This is a genomic window from Dickeya ananatis, from assembly GCF_019464615.1.
GTDB lineage: Bacteria > Pseudomonadota > Gammaproteobacteria > Enterobacterales > Enterobacteriaceae > Dickeya > Dickeya oryzae.
Genome location: NZ_CP040816.1, coordinates 33,766 through 50,877, shown reverse-complemented (window position 1 = coordinate 50,877; position 17,112 = coordinate 33,766). Strand labels below are relative to the sequence as shown.

Genomic DNA, 17,112 nt, shown 5'->3' with positions numbered 1-17,112 from the left:
CCCACCAGCCGCTGGATGCCAACAGAGGTTGGTTCTGGCCGAATACGACTCACTGAAATAAAAAAGCGCGGCAACCTGCTCGTTACCGCGCCTGTCAGCGCGAGTTATTCACTAGCCTGAACCTGCAGGGTCAGAATGAGGTCCAATCGTCGTTGGCTTTTTTCTGCCGTGAGGCGGGGTTCGGGTTCGCCAGTGCCGTCATCTTCCCGGCAGGCTTTGATTCCCGACGAGCCGTCAATACATCTGCCACGCCCGGCAGTTTAAACACCGAGACAATTTCATTCAGCTGATGCGCCTGCTCTTCCAGTGACGAGGACGTCGCCGAAGACTGTTCAACCAGCGCCGCATTCTGCTGCGTTACGCTATCCATTTGCGTGATGGCGGTGCCCACCTGGGAAATCCCTTTGCTCTGCTCGCTGGAGGCTGACGCGATTTCACCCATAATATCCGTCACGTTGGTGACCGACTTCAGAATATCGTCCATCGATTTGCTAGCCAGCGACACCTGCTCGTAACCGTTTTTGACATTATCGACCGACTCGTCAATCAGGGTTTTGATTTCTTTCGCCGCCTGCGCACTGCGCTGGGCCAGATTTCTGACCTCACTCGCCACCACCGCGAATCCCCGCCCGGCTTCACCAGCTCGCGCCGCTTCCACCGCCGCATTCAGCGCCAGAATGTTGGTCTGGAAGGCAATACCGTCGATCACATTGATAATATCGGCGATTTTCTGCGAGCTATGGGTAATACTTTGCATACTGTGACTGACCGACTGCACCACCTCGCCACCATTGTTGGCAGCGGTTGACGCCTCTCTGGCAAGCAGACTGGCCTGTTGAGCGTTATCGGCGTTCTGTTTCACCACAGCGCTCAGTTGCTCCATGCTGGCGGCTGTTTCACTCAGCGCCGCCGCCTGTTCTTCAGTCCGTGAGGACAGGTCGCTGTTACCGGCGGCGATTTCGCTACTGCCGTGATAAATTTCGCTGGCGCTACGGCGAATATCCGCCACCGTTTTTATCCAGTTCTGCTGCATGGTATTGACGAACGGGATGAGTTGTCCCACTTCGTTACGCCCCATGTCGTCAATCGTGGTATCGAGTTGCCCATTCGACAAGATTTGCAAATGCGCTTTCACTTGCTCCAGCGGGCGTCCCATCTGAATGGCAAGATAACGATCGGTAAATACCACCACGCCTAACCCAATAATCATGGCGGCGATCAGCGTCACTTTGCTCCAGTACACCCAGGCGGCAATGCGCGCCTGCGCTTCGGTTTTCAGATTTTTAATAATCTGGTTGTAGTGGCTGATGGCAGTGGTGAATTTTATCCGCAACGGATTGTATTTCTCCGTAACGAGTTTCACATACGCATCATGATTACCTTGTCTGGCGGCGTCCAACATCGGCACAATCGCTTCGCTAAACAGCTGATAGGAACTATTGTAAATATCATCAATAGATGTGCTGCTGATATTGGCATGATCCGTCACCTTGAACTGCGCCAGACCATTTTTCAGGAATTCCACATCCGCGGCGGCGTCATTCAGTAAGTTTCGTCCATGATCGCTGCTATTTTCTGCCGCTATCGCTTCATCCATCGATAATTTAACGTTGTAGTAACGATCACTGGCACCATTGATAATATCGCCATTAGCTTGCTGTACATTCGTCAGGCTAATCTCATCCGTCAGGTTATTTAACGAATAGAGGGAGAAAATTCCCACCCCACCCCACAACAAGGTAAATATGGCCAGAATGGCCAGCATCATAATTTTAATCCTGATGTTACGAATTAGACTCATTTAACACCTCTAAAATGAAAAATACATCGCTTGTTTTTATAGATTTCTATTGAATAACCATTTTTTTAACAGTCCTTGTTTCGAATAGATATTATTCCTCAAATAATTCGAACTACCGAATAATACGTTTCCGACACATACGTGTTACCTCTTCAGGATGAAATCAATGAAATAAGCCAGAAAGGCAGCTAACTCACCGTCAGCATGAAGTGTATCAGGCATACTATACCCTAAATAATTCGAGTTACAGGACGCATTAACCCGTCAGGACAAGACTCATAATGAATCTTGTAAAGCGGCAAGAGAGTGACAAATTCGTCGGGAACGATTTGACCAGCCAACGGCTGGCCTCAGGTAAGGGATTCGGGTGAACGACAAACTGACGGTATCGTTTTTCGCACGACAATCGTCCACAGCCATCACCCATTTGTGCGGGATAATTAGACTAATGCGCCCCTTCCGGCGCAAAGCACAGCGACCATTCGCAACAGTCGTCGCAACTGGGGGAGCGGCACACCAGTTCACCGTCCTGCTGCAGGCAGCGCTGGCGGTAGAAGAACTTTTTCCAGCGCATGTTTTGATGATTCAGCGCTACCAACTTGGGGAAACAATCCTCCATGAGCAACCGCAATTCGGTGCGGGAATCCAGCCCCAGATCCTGCCACAGATGGTTGAAACCCAACGAGGCGCTGGCGATAAGCTGATGCATCGGCGCGCCGTCCGCCACCTGATAGCCGTACAGCCAGTCGGCCAGTTGCGCCCGTTCTTCCCGCCGATGTTGTTGCAGTTCACTCATTAGCGACTGGCGCTGATCTCGCGTAGCGTTCGTTCCCGGCGCGGGTTGGTTCAGCCGTTGCCGCAAAGCCAGCCAGGCCGTCTCATCCAACCCCATTTGCCGCGGGAAACAAGCCGTACCGACGTCATGTAGCGTCAGCAGCCGTCGCAGCCAGTACTCCGCCCCGGTCATCAGGCCGCCCCCTGTGTGCGTTCTCCAGCCGGCCGCGCCTGCCGGCGTTGCTGCCACCAGCGGCCCAGCACCTCGGCGATATTCTGCCAGGCCCCTTCCACACAGGGTTGGATCCCCTGCTGCTCCAGCTTCTGCCATGGCGCGTAGCCGATGCGGGCGCAAAACACCGCTTCTACATCCGCCAACAACGCCAGCATCGCCGTCATGCGCTCCTCGCTGTCGGCAGGTTCGCAGTCATCAGCGCCGCGACAGTATTTAGGTGCAAAACGTTCGTTGACCAGCACCACGCCCGCCGCTGACAGGCTGTAAATTTGAAAGCGATCAGCATGGCCGAAATGGCAGTCGATCACTTCGCCGCCGGATGACGCCACCGCCACCAGACAAGCGCCCGGCTCTTCGGACTCGCCGCGGGACGCGATGCTGGCGTGCACCTGCGCGCGCTGGTGCAACAGCGGCAGGTAGGGCTGCGACTCGGCGGGCAACGACGATAACCGGAACTGCTGGCTGCGGTCTTCCCCCAGCATACCGATGGCGTCTGCCCGACACTGCTGACAATGTGCCATTTGCGGCATCGCCGCGCCGCACGTCGCTCGCACCGCCGCCAGTGCCTCAGCATCCGGCTCCGGCTGGCCGCCGAGACCGAACACCGTGCCGTGTTCCGGCCGGGCGATCAACGGCATGATGTTGTGCAAAAATGCGCCCCAGCGCCGCACCTGCTGGCTAACCTCGAACAAATGCCGATCGTTGATGCCGGGGATCAGCACCGAGTTGATCTTCACCAGCACGCCGTTTTCCGTCAGCCGCCGGATCCCCTCCTGTTGGCGTTCCAGCAGGATCGCGCCCGCCTCGCGCCCGGTATAACGATCGCCATCCAGCCACAGCCAGGCATAGATACGCGCTGCAATATCCGCATCGATCGTGTTGACCGTTACCGTGACATGATCGACGCCAACATCCAGCAGCCGGTCCACCGCCTCCGGCAACATCAGGCCGTTGGTGGACAGGCATAGCTTGAGGTCCGGCAACTGCTCGCGCAGCAGCGTCAGGGTACGAAAGGTGCGGGCGATATTCGCCAGCGGGTCACCCGGCCCGGCAATGCCAACAACCGACAACTGCGGGATGGCCGCCGCCACCTGATGCGCTTTCGCCACCGCTTGTTCCGGCGTCAACAGTTCGGACACCACGCCGGGGCGAGATTCGTTACTGCAGTCGTATTTGCGATTGCAGTAGTTGCACTGCAGATTACAGGCGGGTGCCACCGCCAGATGCATACGGGCGTAGTGGTGATGCCCGCTCACCGAGTAGCAGGGGTGATGCGCCACTTTGCTGGCTTGCAGCGGAGTAAAACGGTCGGTCTGGTCGGAACGGCAACCGGATGCGGAAGGGCAGGATGTCATGGTCATGGCCTATTGAAGAAAGGAATCATACCCGGAGCGTGCAAGAGCCATACCGTACGATGAAAAAATTTATTACTTTAAAAACAATATGATAAAAATGAAAACGCCTGGCAATTTTGTCGGGATTGTGGCATTCGGCCAACAATGTGCCACATGCCACAATCCCGATGGCCGCTTACAAACGGTGCATATTGATGTCCATAATCTGGATGCGATAGGCCACCTGCCGCGGCGTCATCCCCAGCAACCGCGCCGCCTTGGCCTGTACCCAGCCGGTTTTCTCCAGCGCGGCGATCAAGCGTTGGCGTTCATCCAGATTCTGATCGCGCCAACCCTCTTCAGCAGCGGCCGGCGACATCGGCTTGTTCACCATCGGTACTGCGTCGTGGTGGTTAAACAGGATCACGTCACGGTCGATCAACCCGGTATCGGTCATCACCGCCGCCCGTTCCAGACAGTTTTCCAGTTCGCGTACGTTACCCGGCCAGTTGTACCCCATCAGCAGGCGGATGGCGCCGTCGCTGATGCGTAGCGTCCGCCCCTGATGCGCGGCGATCTTCTTCACCAGAAACTGCGCCAGTTCGACGATGTCTTCCTGCCGCTCGCGCAGCGGCGGCAGCGACACCGGCATTACGTTCAGCCGGTAATAGAGATCTTCACGGAAATGGCCGGCGCGCACCTCTTCCTCCAGATGACGGTTGGTAGCAGCGATAATCCGCACATTAACGCGCAGGGTTTCGTCGCCGCCTACCCGCTCCATCTCCCCTTCCTGTAGGATGCGCAGCAATTTGGCCTGAAACGAGGCGCTGCTTTCACCGACCTCATCCAGAAACAGCGTGCCGCCGTCCGCCAGTTCAAAGCGCCCTTTACGCTGACGCACCGCACCGGTGAAAGCGCCTTTTTCATGGCCGAACAGCTCGCTTTCCAGCAGGTTGTCCGGCAACGCAGCACAGTTGAATTTCACGAACGGCGCCGCCGCTCGCGGTGAATTGTAGTGAATGGCGTTCGCCACCAGCTCTTTACCGGTGCCACTCTCGCCGCGCACCAGCACCGTGGTGTCCCAGCGCGATACCTGACGGATAATCTCCAACGTCTGGCGCATCGCCGCACTGGTTCCCACCATGTTGTCAAAACCGAACGGCCGGGACGTATTGCAGGCAGCCGGGCGATTCACTGCCGACGGCGGCTCGCCGTCACGCTGGGGCGCACGCATCAACCGTACCGTCTGCACTACCAGGCTGGCGACCGTTTCCAGAAAACGGGTACAGGCCGGCAGACGCTCCTCATAACGCGCCATCGGCTGCGCCGCCAGCACGCCGATCGGCTGTTGTTCAATGCCCAACAGCGGCACGCCGATAAATGGCAGCTCGTAGTCGTACAGGTTAAGCCGGTCGAGAAAACGCTGGTCATCCGCCACGCGCGGCAATACCAACGGCTGACGCTGAGCCATCACCGCGCCCACTAGTCCCTCACCCGGCCGGTAACACACCTGGCTGCTGCTGGAGGCAACCCGTTGATCCTCGCAGTGCAGCGCCTCTACCCTCAGCGCGCCACGTTGCGGGTCATACAGGCAGATCATGCTGTGCTGCATAAAGGCGTCATCATGCAGCACCCGCAGCACCGCCTGCAGCGCTTGCCCCACCTCGGTCGCCCGGCTCAATGCCGCACTGATGCGTTGCACCGCCGTAAACTGTTGAGACAAATCAAAACGCCATACCACGTGTCCCGTATTGGGTGCCTGGGTCATTTTGAGCCTCCTGTGAGTGAAGTAGAGTGTCCTGTGAGTGAAGTAGAAAAACCGGTGAGTGAGGCTGATAGCGGGAAGCGCAGGGTCAGACAGGTGCCGCCGCCTGGGCGGGAAGTCAGGTCTATCGTGCCCCGATGATGCGCTACCAGCGTTTGAATCAGGCGCAGTTCCATGCCTTTGCCCGGCGAGGTGAGTGCAGTCTGGGGGGTGACGTAACGCACCTGTTCCAGCGGCACGTTATCCTCCAGATACAACACCAGCCAGTCGCCGTCCTGCCGGGCGAACAAATGTACTGCAAGTGCGAAGGGGCGGATTTCTCCCGCCAGCGCCAGCGTACGGTCCAGCCACAGACTGAGGCAGGCCAGAATCTGGGTGCGCTGGCCAAATCCGGCCAGTTGCGGCGTTTCCAGTTCACAGCTCAGTTGGTCGCCGCCGGTAAAGCGAGTGTGATACAGCGCGGCCAGATCGTCGGCCAGCGTACCGAGCGGCCAGTCCGCCGCCGGTTCGAAATCCAGCGACGGGCGACAGGCTTGCAGCCGCGCCACCGCCTCTTCGCCTTCGCGCCAGGCGGATTCCAGCGCCACGTTGTTGCGGTCTTCGCCGTTAAGCCGACGGGCGGCTGCCAGCATATTGAGTGGGCAATTGAGCTGAATCAGCGCCACATCCAGCGATTCGCGGATCGCCGCCAGCAGCTTGCCGTTGGTCATCTGCTGTTTGAGGCGGTCGAGCCGCCCTTGCTGATGTTGCTGCTGCTGTTCGGTACAGTCGCTGATGACGATCAGCGTACGCGGCAGCGCGGTATCGGTGAAATAGCGGCTGGCTTCTTCATTGACGCCAGGCAGTGCCCAGCAGCCGAGCGTCAGCCAGCGCACTGTGCCGCGGATGGTGACCGGCAGCGCCGTGCCTTGCAGCAGTGCCGACTTATTGGCCGGATAATCCAGCACCGCCAGCAGCTCACGGCCGCCACAATCGGCGCACAGCGTCTTGTAGGCCAGATTATCCATGATCACCCGGCCTTGCTCGTCTACCACCACCACCGCCGCCGGAATATTATTCAGCACCGCGGTGATGAGCGTCATGTGGTTGCGTAGCCGTTGCTCCAGCGCATAGCCGGCGCTGATGTCCTTGTGCATACCGAGATAGTGCTCAACCTCACCGCGGGAATTGAAAATCGGCGTGATATCGATTTCGGCCAGATACAGGCTGCCGTCACAGCGGCGGTTGATCAATTGACCGCGCCAGGCTCGCCCTTGCAATAGCGTTTGCCACAGCGCCTGATACACCTCGGCCGGGGTTTGCTGGCTGGCGAGAATACGGTGATTCTGTCCGAGCAATTGCGGCAGGCTGTAACCGGTCAGGCGGCAAAACGCCGGGTTGGTGTACACGATGTGGGCCTGCGGGTCGGTCAGGGAGATTGCCACCGACGACTGTTCCACCACAGTCGAAAATAACGACGGATGCTGCCGGGACAAGTGGCTGGCGATTTCGCCCAGCGGAAAAGATTCCGCCATCAAATGCATAGACATAGGGGTGCTCCCTTACGGTTTGGTGGCGAAGATGTCGGCTTTTCGACAATTTGTCGCAGGCTGCAATACCCCGCCAAACGGGCGACTAACGCAGAATAACCATGCAAACACTGCACCTTTTATTGATTAAGCCGACTAAACATTGATCCTGATCCCTGTTTTGCCGCCAAAAACCACCAAACCCCGTTACCGTGTACCTTTATCAAGGTAAAAACCCACGCTAGCAGTACAAAAAAAGCACAAAAAAAGTGCAATCGTGCGCCATCAATGTGCAGAAAAATCCATGTGGCGCGTCAGCCAAAACTGGCACGGGATTCGCAAAACCGTATATGTAACCACAGGGTTCGTAGCATGAATGAACGGCCTGACATCACCGTCCGGGAGGGCTGCTTCATTTCATCGCCCTGCATTTTCTTTTCATCACGTAATCAGGAGCACCGCTATGGCGAACATTGGCATTTTCTTTGGCACCGATACCGGCAAAACCCGCAAAATCGCCAAACTGATTCATCAGAAACTGGGCGAGGCGGCAGACGCGCCGGTCAACATTAACCGCACCTCACTGGAGACTTTTCTGTCCTATCCGGTACTGCTGCTGGGCACCCCGACGCTGGGCGACGGGCAGTTGCCCGGCATCGAAGCCGGTTGCGAGGCACCGTCCTGGCTGGAATTCGCCGATGAACTGGCGGGTGCCGACCTGAAAGGGAAAATCGTCGCGCTGTTCGGGCTGGGGGATCAGCAAGGCTACCCGGACAACTTCGCCAGCGGCCTGAAACTGCTCTACGACGTCATGACCGATCTGGGCGCACGCGTAGTGGGCGACTGGCCGAGCGACGGCTACGAGTTCAACGCCTCCGCCGCATTGCAGGAAAACCGGTTTGTCGGCCTGGTGCTGGATCAGGACAACCAGCACGACCAGACGGAGCAGCGCCTCGACAACTGGCTGGCGCAGATCAAGTCGGCCATTCTGTAAAAACTACCCCTATCCGGCTGCGCCTCCCGAACGGTAGGCGCAGCCACTGGGATAACTTTCTGGCGTTTCCGCCCAGGTGAGGCAGGATGTCTCTCATTTCATCCTTGGGAACTGACTCAAGTCAGTGACTGGGGTGACACCGCTGTCAGGATAGTGGGCTCCTCCATCAAAAACACTCATAACAAGATGGAAGGGATATCGGAAGCGACTCTCTACAACGTCTGTAACCACTGGCGCTGACGCTGACGCCGGCGTTGCGACCGCAGATAATTACCCGCTTTAACCAGCGCCTCCGCTTCCGGCAACGGTGCCGCCGGGCGAATCGCCTCACAGCGCAGCAGATGCAAGCCCAGTTCGGTCTCCACCGGTGCGCTTAACTCTCCTGCCGCCAACGCAAACAGACTATCCTCCAGCGCCGAAAACAACAGGCCGCGGCTGACCCACCCCAGCAGGCCGCCGTCCAGCGCAGTCGGGCAGTGAGAATGGCGCTGCGCCAGCGACGCGAAGCCGTCCGGATCGGCACGCAACTGACGCAGCACCCCGGCCATCTGGTGATCAACCGCCAGGCGGTTATCATCGACGGTCAGCAACAGATGGCGGGTCAAGCGCTGTTCCGGTCGGCAGAACCGGTCTGCGTGCTGTCGATACCAACCCCGAATTTCAGCCGGTTGCGGTTCATCAGCCTGTTCGCCGACGCTCGCCAGTTGCAGTTCCATTAACGCGTGATGCCATACAATAGCCTGCTGTTCGTCGGCGGAAAAACCGGCACAGGTCAGTTCCTCCGCCAGTTGTTGCGCCACCTGCTGCAACTGCGCGCTGGTCGCCGTCAGCGACTGTTGACCAGCCGCCGCCGTCACCGCCTGTTCCAGCGCCAGCTGACGCTGCAACTGATGCTCAAAGTGCGGTCGATCCGGCGCGGGTAGCTGCTCCGGCAAACAATGCCAGTGGGCCTTCGCCAGCCGCAAACGGCTAAAACGCTGCCAGGCCGGCGGCGCCATGCTGTCTCGCCCGGTCATTCCTCCACCTCCAGGTTGTATAGCGCCGATACCGGCACTTGAAACTGCCGCTCGCCGAACAGCACGATGCAACTGTCGCCCCGCTCTCCCTGTGCCGTCGCCAGCACTTCGCCCTGCTGACCCATCGTCACCACGATATCGCCTTTGATCGCCAGCGGTTGCGCGCAGCACACCCGATCGCCGTACTGGAAATCTCCCGCCAACCAGGGGCGATCGGCGTCGATTAACTCTGACTCACGGCAACCAACGATCCGATCCCGATCGAGAAAATGCACCTGGTAGACTATCTGATCCTGCAAAAATACCCCCCACTCGCGTACATATCCGATGCTGCCGCGACGCACCAGCAACTCACCGCGCGCCCGTCCGACGAAAGTGCCGTCGTTACGCAGTGCGCGCACCACCCTCACGGCATCACCGCACTCAAATTTCGGCGTCATCGCGACGTCTCCCCACCGATTGCTGATAACTCTCCGCCAGCAGCCGTCGCGCCAATTGCCAGTCGGCGTTTTGCACATCATCCAGATCCAGCGCATTACGCAGCGGCACCGCCGCCATCAGCCGACGGCGAAACTCGCGCAGCACCGGCACCTGACACCGGTTTAGCTGGTCGATGTCGTACGGCACCTCGAAAAAGGCAAAAAAAGCGTCGGCACCCTGCAACGCCTGTACTCCCGGCAAACGGTAGAACCATTCCATCGCCTCACCCTCCCAGACAGCGCAACGCCAAACTGTCGCCAAACAGATCCTGATAAATCGCTCGCAGTTCGTTATCCCGTGGGTTGCGCTTTTCGTTTTCCGCAAACATGTGCACTACATCGAGCAACGCGTCGACCTGCTGCGTATCAAGCCCGTATCCCAGGCGGGCGAACACGCCGCCCACCGCCTGACGGCCGGAATGCTTGCCCAGCACCAGCTGGAACTCCCGCCCCATCAGGTGTGGATCGATACCCTGATAGCTTTCCCGGTCATGCAATAGCGCCGCCACATGTACCCCGGACTCATGGGTGAACACCTGCTCCCCCACCAGCGGTTGTTGCTTATCGATCGGGCGCTGCGCTGCGTTAGCCACCTGTTGACACAACGCAGGCAAGCGCTCGAAACGAATGCCGCTTGCGCGCCCGAGGCAGCGCTGCAATCCGAGCGCCACCGACTCCAGCGCCGCGTTACCCGCTCGTTCGCCCAATCCCAGCACGGTGGTGTTGACGTGAGTCGCCCCCGCGCGCACCGCCGCCAGCGTGTTGGCGGTCGCCAGTCCCAAATCGTTATGGGCATGCATCTCGATCTCACCGGGCCAGCACTGGCGCAACGCCTGAATCCGCTCGTAGGTGGTGAACGGGTCCAACACCCCCAGCGTATCGGCGAAGCGCAGCCGTTGTGCGCCCGCAGCCTGCGCCGTCTGCGCCAGCTGACGCAGCGTGTCATCGCCGGCGCGCGAGGCATCTTCACAACCGACGCTCACCCGCAGCCCGCACTGACGCGCCAGTACAATCAACGCCGATAACCGGGACAGCAGCGAGAAAAGCGGCTGACGCAATTTCTGTTGCCGCAGCCGGTCGGACGACGGTACCGAAATATCGACCCAGTCCATACCCAGATCGGCGCTCTGACGGATTTCATTTTCATTCATCCGGCACCAGGCCATCATCACGATGCCCGGCAGCCGCCGTCTCACCAGCGCCATGCGCGAACGCTCTTCCGCCCCCATCGCGGGAGTGCCGATCTCCAGCGCCGGCACACCCGCCTCCGCCAGCGACTCGGCAATCGCCAGCTTTTCGCAGGCACGAAACGCCACCCCCGGGCTCTGCTCGCCATCGCGCAGGGTCGTGTCGTTGATGATCACCTGTTCCATCACCGTCCCCCTTAGCCGTAGGTCGGCGCGAATGTCGTCCCGGTCAACGCCGCCGGTTTGTCCTGCTGCCAGTAAGGCGACAGTGTTCTCAGCCGGGCGATAATCGGCGGCAGTTGCTCAATCACATAGTCGATCTCTTTTTCGCGGGTATAGCGCGACAGCGAGAAACGGATACTGCCGTGGGCGGCGGTGTAGGGAATGTCCATCGCCCGCATCACGTGCGACGGCTCCAGCGAGCCGGACGTGCAGGCGCTGCCACTGGAGGCGGCGATGCCGACATGGTTCATCAGCAGCAGAATCGCTTCCCCTTCGATAAATTCGAACGCCATATTGAGGGTGTTGGGGGTGCGCGGTTGCCCGCCGCCCATCACCATTACGCTGGGAATGCGCCGCACCAGTTCGCTCTGCAAGGTATCGCGCAGCGGTGCCACCGCCGCCGTCATCATCGGCAAGTGCACTTCCGCCAGTTCGCAGGCGCTGCCCATGCCGACAATCCCGGCGATATTTTCCGTGCCGGCGCGCCGGCCGCGCTCCTGGTGCCCGCCACGCAGCAGTGGACGAAAACGCGTGTTACGGCGCAGATACAGGCAACCCACGCCTTTAGGGCCGTGGATCTTGTGCGCCGAGCAGGAGAGCATGTCAATATCGGTGGCGGACAGTACCATCGGGATTTTGCCCACCGCCTGTACCGCGTCGCAGTGAAACAACACGCCGTGTTCATGCGCCAACGCCGCCATCTCCGGCACCGGGAATACCACCCCGGTTTCATTGTTGGCCCACATCACGCTGACCAGCGCGACGCGATCGCTCAGCAAGCGGCGGTATTCCGCCAGATCCAGCTCGCCCTGCGGCGACACCGCCAGCCGGTGAATGGTGTAGCCCTGCCGCGCCAGATGCTCGCACACCTCCAGCGTGGCCGGGTGCTCCACCGCGGTGGTGATGATTTCACGCCGTTCCGGCGCCAGATTCACCGCGGAGTAAATGGCGGTGGACGTCGCTTCGGTGGCGCAGGAGGTAAACAGGATCTCGCTGTCATAACGCGCCCCCAGCAAGCTGGCTACCTGCTGGCGCGCCCGTTCCAGCGCACCGCGGCACGGCGTACCGAAATCGTGGATCGACGACGGGTTGCCGTAATGTTCGGTCAGAAACGGCAACATCGCTTCCAGCACCATCGGGTCAAGCCGGGTGGTGGCGTTGTTATCCAGATAGATTTTCTTGTCTGGACCGTTTTTTTTGTCCGGATACACGTTATTCATGGTTTTTTCCTCATGCCTGTCATGCCTGACGGCCATTTACGCCGCCACCACGTCCATATACTGCCCGGTGCGCTCCACCAGCTTCTGTTGCAGCCAGGCCAGCGTCATATCGGTCATCATGCAACCGCTGCAACTGCCGGACAGGCTCACCGTGACCTGACGCTCGCTGACATTCACCAGCGACATATCGCCGCCGTCGGCCTGAATGTGCGGTCGGAGTTCCGCCACCGCCTCCGCCACCTGTTGCCAGCGCGCATCCTTCACCACGATTGCCGTCGCAGCCGGCACCGTCTGGTGCTCGCTCAGGATCTGCGCCAGCGCCAGTTCGATCTTTTCATGACAGGCGCTGCAACCGCCGCCTGCTTTGGTGTAATGGATCACCTCCTGCAACGTCGTCAGGCCATTCGCCACCACCGCGCGGCGGATCTGCCCTTCATCCACCGCAAAACATTTACAGATCAGCGCGCCTTCCTCGTGATCGTCCTCCAGTGTTTCGCCACGGTAGTTGGCGATCGCCACCCGCAACGCTTCCTGCCCCATCACCGAACAATGCATTTTTTCCGGCGGCAGACCGTCGAGATAATCGGCAATCTGCTGGTTGGTTACCTGTTCCGCTTCCCGCAGGGTGCGACCGATAATTAGCTCCGTCAGCGCCGAAGACGACGCGATGGCGCTACCGCAGCCGAAAGTCTGAAACCCGGCATCGAGGATGGTTTCGCTGTCCGGATCGACGCGTAACATCAGCCGCAGGGCATCGCCACAACTGAGCGAACCGACATCGCCCACGGCGTTGGCTTCCGCCACCACCCGGGCGTTGCGGGGATTAAAAAAATGGTCTTTCACTTTCTCGGAATAGTTCCACATCTGCTCTGCTCCCTACTGAATGGGTGAAAACGCCGGGCACCCAGCCGCCCGTCACTCACGCGCGTTGCATATCTGAGTAAGCAGAGTCAGAGCAAATGTGATGCCAGTCACATAAATAAATGCAGATCAACAAGATAGCCGTGATGACCAATAAAAAAACCGCAACGAATGTCGCGGTTTATGTCGGTTTTGTCAGAGAGGTGACATGACTGCCTCACAACACATCATCCTCCTCGCTCCACTCCTGTTCGGCGATCAGTCGATCGAAACGGTCAGGGTCGCGCTGGCGGCGGGCAACGCGCTGCTCGTCGTCGTGCCAGCACTGTTGGATCTGTTGTAGCAGTTGGGCGATCGGCGTATCGGCCGGTACCCGCACCGCCCGCACGCCCACCTGCAGCAACTGGCGGAACACAGTGTCGCCAATCGCCACGCAATACAGCGTGACGCAATCCTCCAGCGCGTCGATACGGCAGGTGAGTTTGTCTTCCTGATGACCGTAGCACACGTTGAAATCCGCCACTTTCAGCAACGTGACCTGATCTTCCTTTACGCCGTAAACCACCAGCCGGGGCGTGGCGCCAAAGTGTTGATCGACATGGTGATAGTCAGAACTGGCGAACGCCACCTTCATGGACCACACGCCGGTACTGATGGCGCTAAGATGCCGGTTAACAGGCTGCATGATCCGCCTCCTGACGTCGCGGCGGCGCAAACTGCTGCTTGAGCGGCGAGTGATACACCGGCTGGTGATGATGGCGCGCCAGCATCAGGTTCGCCAGTTCAAACAGGGTGTCGCGCATACCGGCGTAACCCTGACGTGGGCGGCGGAATTCGCCGATCTTATCGAAGACAGGAAATCCGGCGCGGATCAGCGGGATGCCGAACTGTTCCGCCAGATCGGCGGCATGGGAATTGGACACCAGCATGTCGGCCGGGTTGTCGCACAGTTGATCCTGTAAATCTTCCAGATCGCCGATCAGCACCTGCTCCACTGGCAACGCCGCCAGGCTCGGCTGGTTAACCGGTGCCACCACCGGCCCCGGCGTTATCCCCTGGCTGAGCGCGAAGTCGCACCAGCCCGCCAGCAGATCGCCTTCCGCCGCCAGCGCCATGCGCTGCCCTTGCAGCCACATATGACAGTCGATCATCGCGTCCTGCAACTGGCCACGCTGGCGATCAATCCACGCCGGTACGTCGCGTCCGGCCAGTTGTTGCAGATGCTGAATGAAGCAGTCCATGTTCTCCAGCGTCATTAGATGCGGCAGGCTGAGCGACTGGCCGCGGCTACGCATCGCCAGCAGACTGGCGGCGCGGCTCAGCGACACGCCAATAGCGACGGTGCTCAGGCTTTGCCCCATCTGCTCGATGCCGCGTAACGGCGTACCGCCCTGCGTTACCGCCTGAAAATCGCCACAGGCGAGATGCCCATCCAGCGATTGAGAGAGATCCGGCAGGATCACCGGTTGCAGCCCAAACGCTTCGACGTAACTGCGGATCAGTTCGACATCGCCGGGATTGAGCAGATGACTCAACAGCAGATTGACGCGCCGGTTGCGCGTCCCCACCGGCGGTTTATCCGGCACCCACTGCTGGATAACGCTTTCTACCACCGCACTGAAGCCATTCTCCAGCGATCCGTAAAAATCCGGCGTATTGACCGTCAGGATCGCCACCGACTTAAAGCGCGGATAGTCGTCGCGGAATTGCCGCACCGCCCGCGCCATATCGCTACCTTGCGCTTCGGACAATCCGGTACTGACCAGTATGATCGCCTTTGGCGTATTGCGCTGGCACAACGTGGCAAGCGCGGTGAAGATGTTGTCGTCCGCTCCCATGATGGTGGTGGTCGGGTCCATCGCAGTGGACTGCAACGGAATCGGCTCATGAAAATGCTGGATGAAAAATACCTTGGCGAAAGCGCTACAGCCCTGCGCGCCATGTACCAGCGGAATGCTGTGCTCGATACCCTGAGCGGCCAGAATCGCTCCCAGTGGCTGCCCGCTTTTAATCGGGCTGGTCGCCAGCGGTTTTTTATTACGAATCACCTGTGCCATCGATTGCTCCTTAGTGCCACGGGGCCCGTTGATGAGTTTGCCGCCAGATGGGGCTGTCCAGCGTCAGGCACAGTTGCTGCGCCAGCGTCACCAGCCCACGATACCCAGCGAACGCGTGCTCGCGCTCCTGATTGATGTCCAGAAACGGCAGCCGCGCCTTGTACGCGGTGTACATGTTGCGCCCGCCGGCGATCATCATGTCCGCACCGTAGCGGTAGACCACATCCAGCAGTGTGCGGGCGTTGCCCTCTTCCAGCATCAGCGCATCGTCGCCCATCAGTTCGCGGATACGCTGCTTGTCCTCTTCGGTGGATTTGCGGGTGCCGGTGGCGACCACCGTGATGCCCAGATCCTGCAACGCCGACACCACCGACCAGGACTTGACACCACCGGTATACAGCAACACCTTGCGTCCCTGTAAACGTTCGCGGTACGGCACCAGCGCCTGCGCGGTGGCGGCCTCTTCGCGAGCGATCAGCGCATCGGTGCGGGTCATCAGGTCGGTATCGCCGGTCATCGCCGCCAGTTGCCGTAGCGCATCGGACATCGCCCGCACGCCGTAAAAGCTGCCTTCAAACCACGGAATGGCGTAGCGCTGCTCCAGTTGCCGGGCGACGTTGATCAGCGCCCGCGAACACACCAGCATATTCACCTCAGCCCGGTGCAACGTCTGGATTTCGGCGAAACGGGCATCACCGGACAAACTACCCAGCACCCGAATGCCCAGTTCATCCAGCAGCGGCAGCACATTCCAGAACTCGCCGGCGATATTGAATTCGCCAATCAGGCCGATATCGTGCCGGTGTCCAGGGGCGAATGGCGTGTCCTGCGGCCAGGGGGCCGGCTCCCGTTGGCCGATCACCTGTTTCACCATCACCTCGCCCGCCAGCCGGTTGCCGAAATTCTTGCTGCCGTAAAACCCGGCGGCATCGATGGCGACCACCGGCACGCCCACCGCTGTCGATGCGGCGCGGCACACCGCCTCGATGTCGTCGCCTTCCATCGCCGGCACGCAGGTGTTGTAGATAAATACCGCCGCCGGGTGATAACGGCTGACGATATGCCGCACCGCGTGAAATAGCCGCCGTTCGCCGCGCCCCATGATCACGTCCTGCTCGTTGAGATCGGTGGTGAAGCCGAGCCGGTTGAGCGTCGGACCGGAACTCTGGCTACCGCGGTTATCCCAGGAACTGCCGGTGCAGCCAATCGGCCCGTGTACCAGATGGGCAACATCCGCCAGCGGCAGCAGCGTGATCTGCGCGCCGTCAAACGCACAGCCGCCCGCGGTGGCGCCGGGTTTGGGTGCGCTGCACCCCGACTTTTGCTTGTGGTTGTGTTCACAGGCTGGCTCGTCGAACAATGCCAGAATCTCACTTCCCTTCATCTCACCCTCGCCACGTTTGTTGATATCACCCGAGTACTGCAAAACGCAGGCCAGCGCTGATATTTTGATTTATAAGGAAAAAGTGATGTGAGGTTTACGACAAAGCAGACAATTGGCGCAGATGACCGGTAACGCGGGGCACGCATCATTGCGGGGCACGCCACGCCAATGCGGCTTCGTCGCCAACGTCAACGGCAAACCGGCCGCGTTTAATCTCGGGTAACGTGGTTTCCCATCCCCGCCGGTCTTGCCGATGAGTCAGACATTCACGAGAT

At 59.6% G+C, this 17,112-nt stretch carries 15 protein-coding genes; 1 reads left to right on the top strand and 14 read right to left on the bottom strand.

The window, feature by feature from the left end:
- Positions 1-130: 130 nt before the first annotated feature.
- From FGI04_RS00200 to nifL, 5 genes are all read right to left on the bottom strand, one after another.
- A complete protein-coding gene (locus tag FGI04_RS00200; RefSeq protein WP_342698520.1) occupies positions 131-1,801 on the bottom strand; it encodes a methyl-accepting chemotaxis protein in 1,671 nt (556 codons plus the stop codon).
- 445 nt (positions 1,802-2,246) lie between these two features.
- Positions 2,247-2,768, bottom strand: a complete 522-nt coding sequence (locus FGI04_RS00195; protein ID WP_407337224.1) for a nitrogen fixation protein NifQ — start codon at positions 2,766-2,768, stop codon at positions 2,247-2,249.
- The gene (gene nifB / locus FGI04_RS00190) at positions 2,768-4,165 is read right to left on the bottom strand and encodes a nitrogenase cofactor biosynthesis protein NifB (RefSeq protein ID WP_342698518.1); all 1,398 of its coding nucleotides are present in this window, start codon (positions 4,163-4,165) and stop codon (positions 2,768-2,770) included. Before nifB ends, FGI04_RS00195 begins: the two co-directional genes overlap by 1 nt.
- 175 nt (positions 4,166-4,340) lie before the next feature.
- The gene (gene nifA / locus FGI04_RS00185; protein ID WP_342698517.1) at positions 4,341-5,912 is read right to left on the bottom strand and encodes a nif-specific transcriptional activator NifA; all 1,572 of its coding nucleotides are present in this window, start codon (positions 5,910-5,912) and stop codon (positions 4,341-4,343) included.
- Positions 5,909-7,438, bottom strand: coding sequence for a nitrogen fixation negative regulator NifL (gene nifL, locus FGI04_RS00180; RefSeq protein WP_342698516.1), 1,530 nt, complete (start codon positions 7,436-7,438; stop codon positions 5,909-5,911). Before nifL ends, nifA begins: the two co-directional genes overlap by 4 nt.
- A gap of 442 nt (positions 7,439-7,880) precedes the next feature.
- Here nifL and FGI04_RS00175 point away from each other — a divergent pair, with 442 nt between their 5' ends.
- Entirely contained in the window at positions 7,881-8,411 is a 531-nt protein-coding gene (locus FGI04_RS00175; protein ID WP_342698515.1) for a flavodoxin, read from the top strand.
- Positions 8,412-8,623: 212 nt separating this feature from the next.
- On the opposite strand, the gene nifM is transcribed toward FGI04_RS00175, so the two are convergent.
- The 9 genes from nifM to nifE all read right to left on the bottom strand — a co-directional run bounded on the left by nifM (position 8,624) and on the right by nifE (position 16,837).
- Positions 8,624-9,409, bottom strand: coding sequence for a nitrogen fixation protein NifM (gene nifM / locus FGI04_RS00170; protein WP_342698514.1), 786 nt, complete (start codon positions 9,407-9,409; stop codon positions 8,624-8,626).
- Between the two features lie 14 nt (positions 9,410-9,423).
- Positions 9,424-9,867: a nitrogen fixation protein NifZ gene (locus FGI04_RS00165; RefSeq protein ID WP_342698513.1), complete on the bottom strand. Its 444-nt coding sequence runs from the start codon at positions 9,865-9,867 to the stop codon at positions 9,424-9,426.
- On the bottom strand, positions 9,851-10,126 hold the full coding sequence (locus FGI04_RS00160; protein ID WP_342698512.1) for a nitrogenase-stabilizing/protective protein NifW: 276 nt from the start codon (positions 10,124-10,126) through the stop codon (positions 9,851-9,853). Before FGI04_RS00160 ends, FGI04_RS00165 begins: the two co-directional genes overlap by 17 nt.
- Before the next feature lie 4 nt (positions 10,127-10,130).
- A complete protein-coding gene (gene nifV / locus FGI04_RS00155) occupies positions 10,131-11,279 on the bottom strand; it encodes a homocitrate synthase (protein ID WP_407337223.1) in 1,149 nt (382 codons plus the stop codon).
- Positions 11,280-11,290: 11 nt separating this feature from the next.
- Positions 11,291-12,535, bottom strand: coding sequence for a cysteine desulfurase NifS (nifS, locus tag FGI04_RS00150; RefSeq protein ID WP_342698510.1), 1,245 nt, complete (start codon positions 12,533-12,535; stop codon positions 11,291-11,293).
- Between the two features lie 36 nt (positions 12,536-12,571).
- Positions 12,572-13,399, bottom strand: a complete 828-nt coding sequence (gene nifU, locus FGI04_RS00145) for a Fe-S cluster assembly protein NifU (RefSeq protein ID WP_407274113.1) — start codon at positions 13,397-13,399, stop codon at positions 12,572-12,574.
- A 214-nt stretch (positions 13,400-13,613) separates the two neighbouring features.
- Positions 13,614-14,081: a NifB/NifX family molybdenum-iron cluster-binding protein gene (locus FGI04_RS00140; RefSeq protein WP_342698508.1), complete on the bottom strand. Its 468-nt coding sequence runs from the start codon at positions 14,079-14,081 to the stop codon at positions 13,614-13,616.
- Positions 14,068-15,453 carry a nitrogenase iron-molybdenum cofactor biosynthesis protein NifN gene (nifN, locus tag FGI04_RS00135; protein WP_407337222.1) on the bottom strand — a complete coding sequence of 462 codons (1,386 nt, stop codon included), beginning with the start codon at positions 15,451-15,453 and terminating at the stop codon, positions 14,068-14,070. The genes FGI04_RS00140 and nifN overlap by 14 nt, the downstream gene beginning before the upstream one ends.
- Positions 15,454-15,463: 10 nt before the next feature.
- Positions 15,464-16,837 (bottom strand): nitrogenase iron-molybdenum cofactor biosynthesis protein NifE, encoded by a 1,374-nt coding sequence (gene nifE, locus FGI04_RS00130; protein ID WP_342698506.1) that lies wholly within the window; start codon positions 16,835-16,837, stop codon positions 15,464-15,466.
- Positions 16,838-17,112 lie beyond the last annotated feature (275 nt).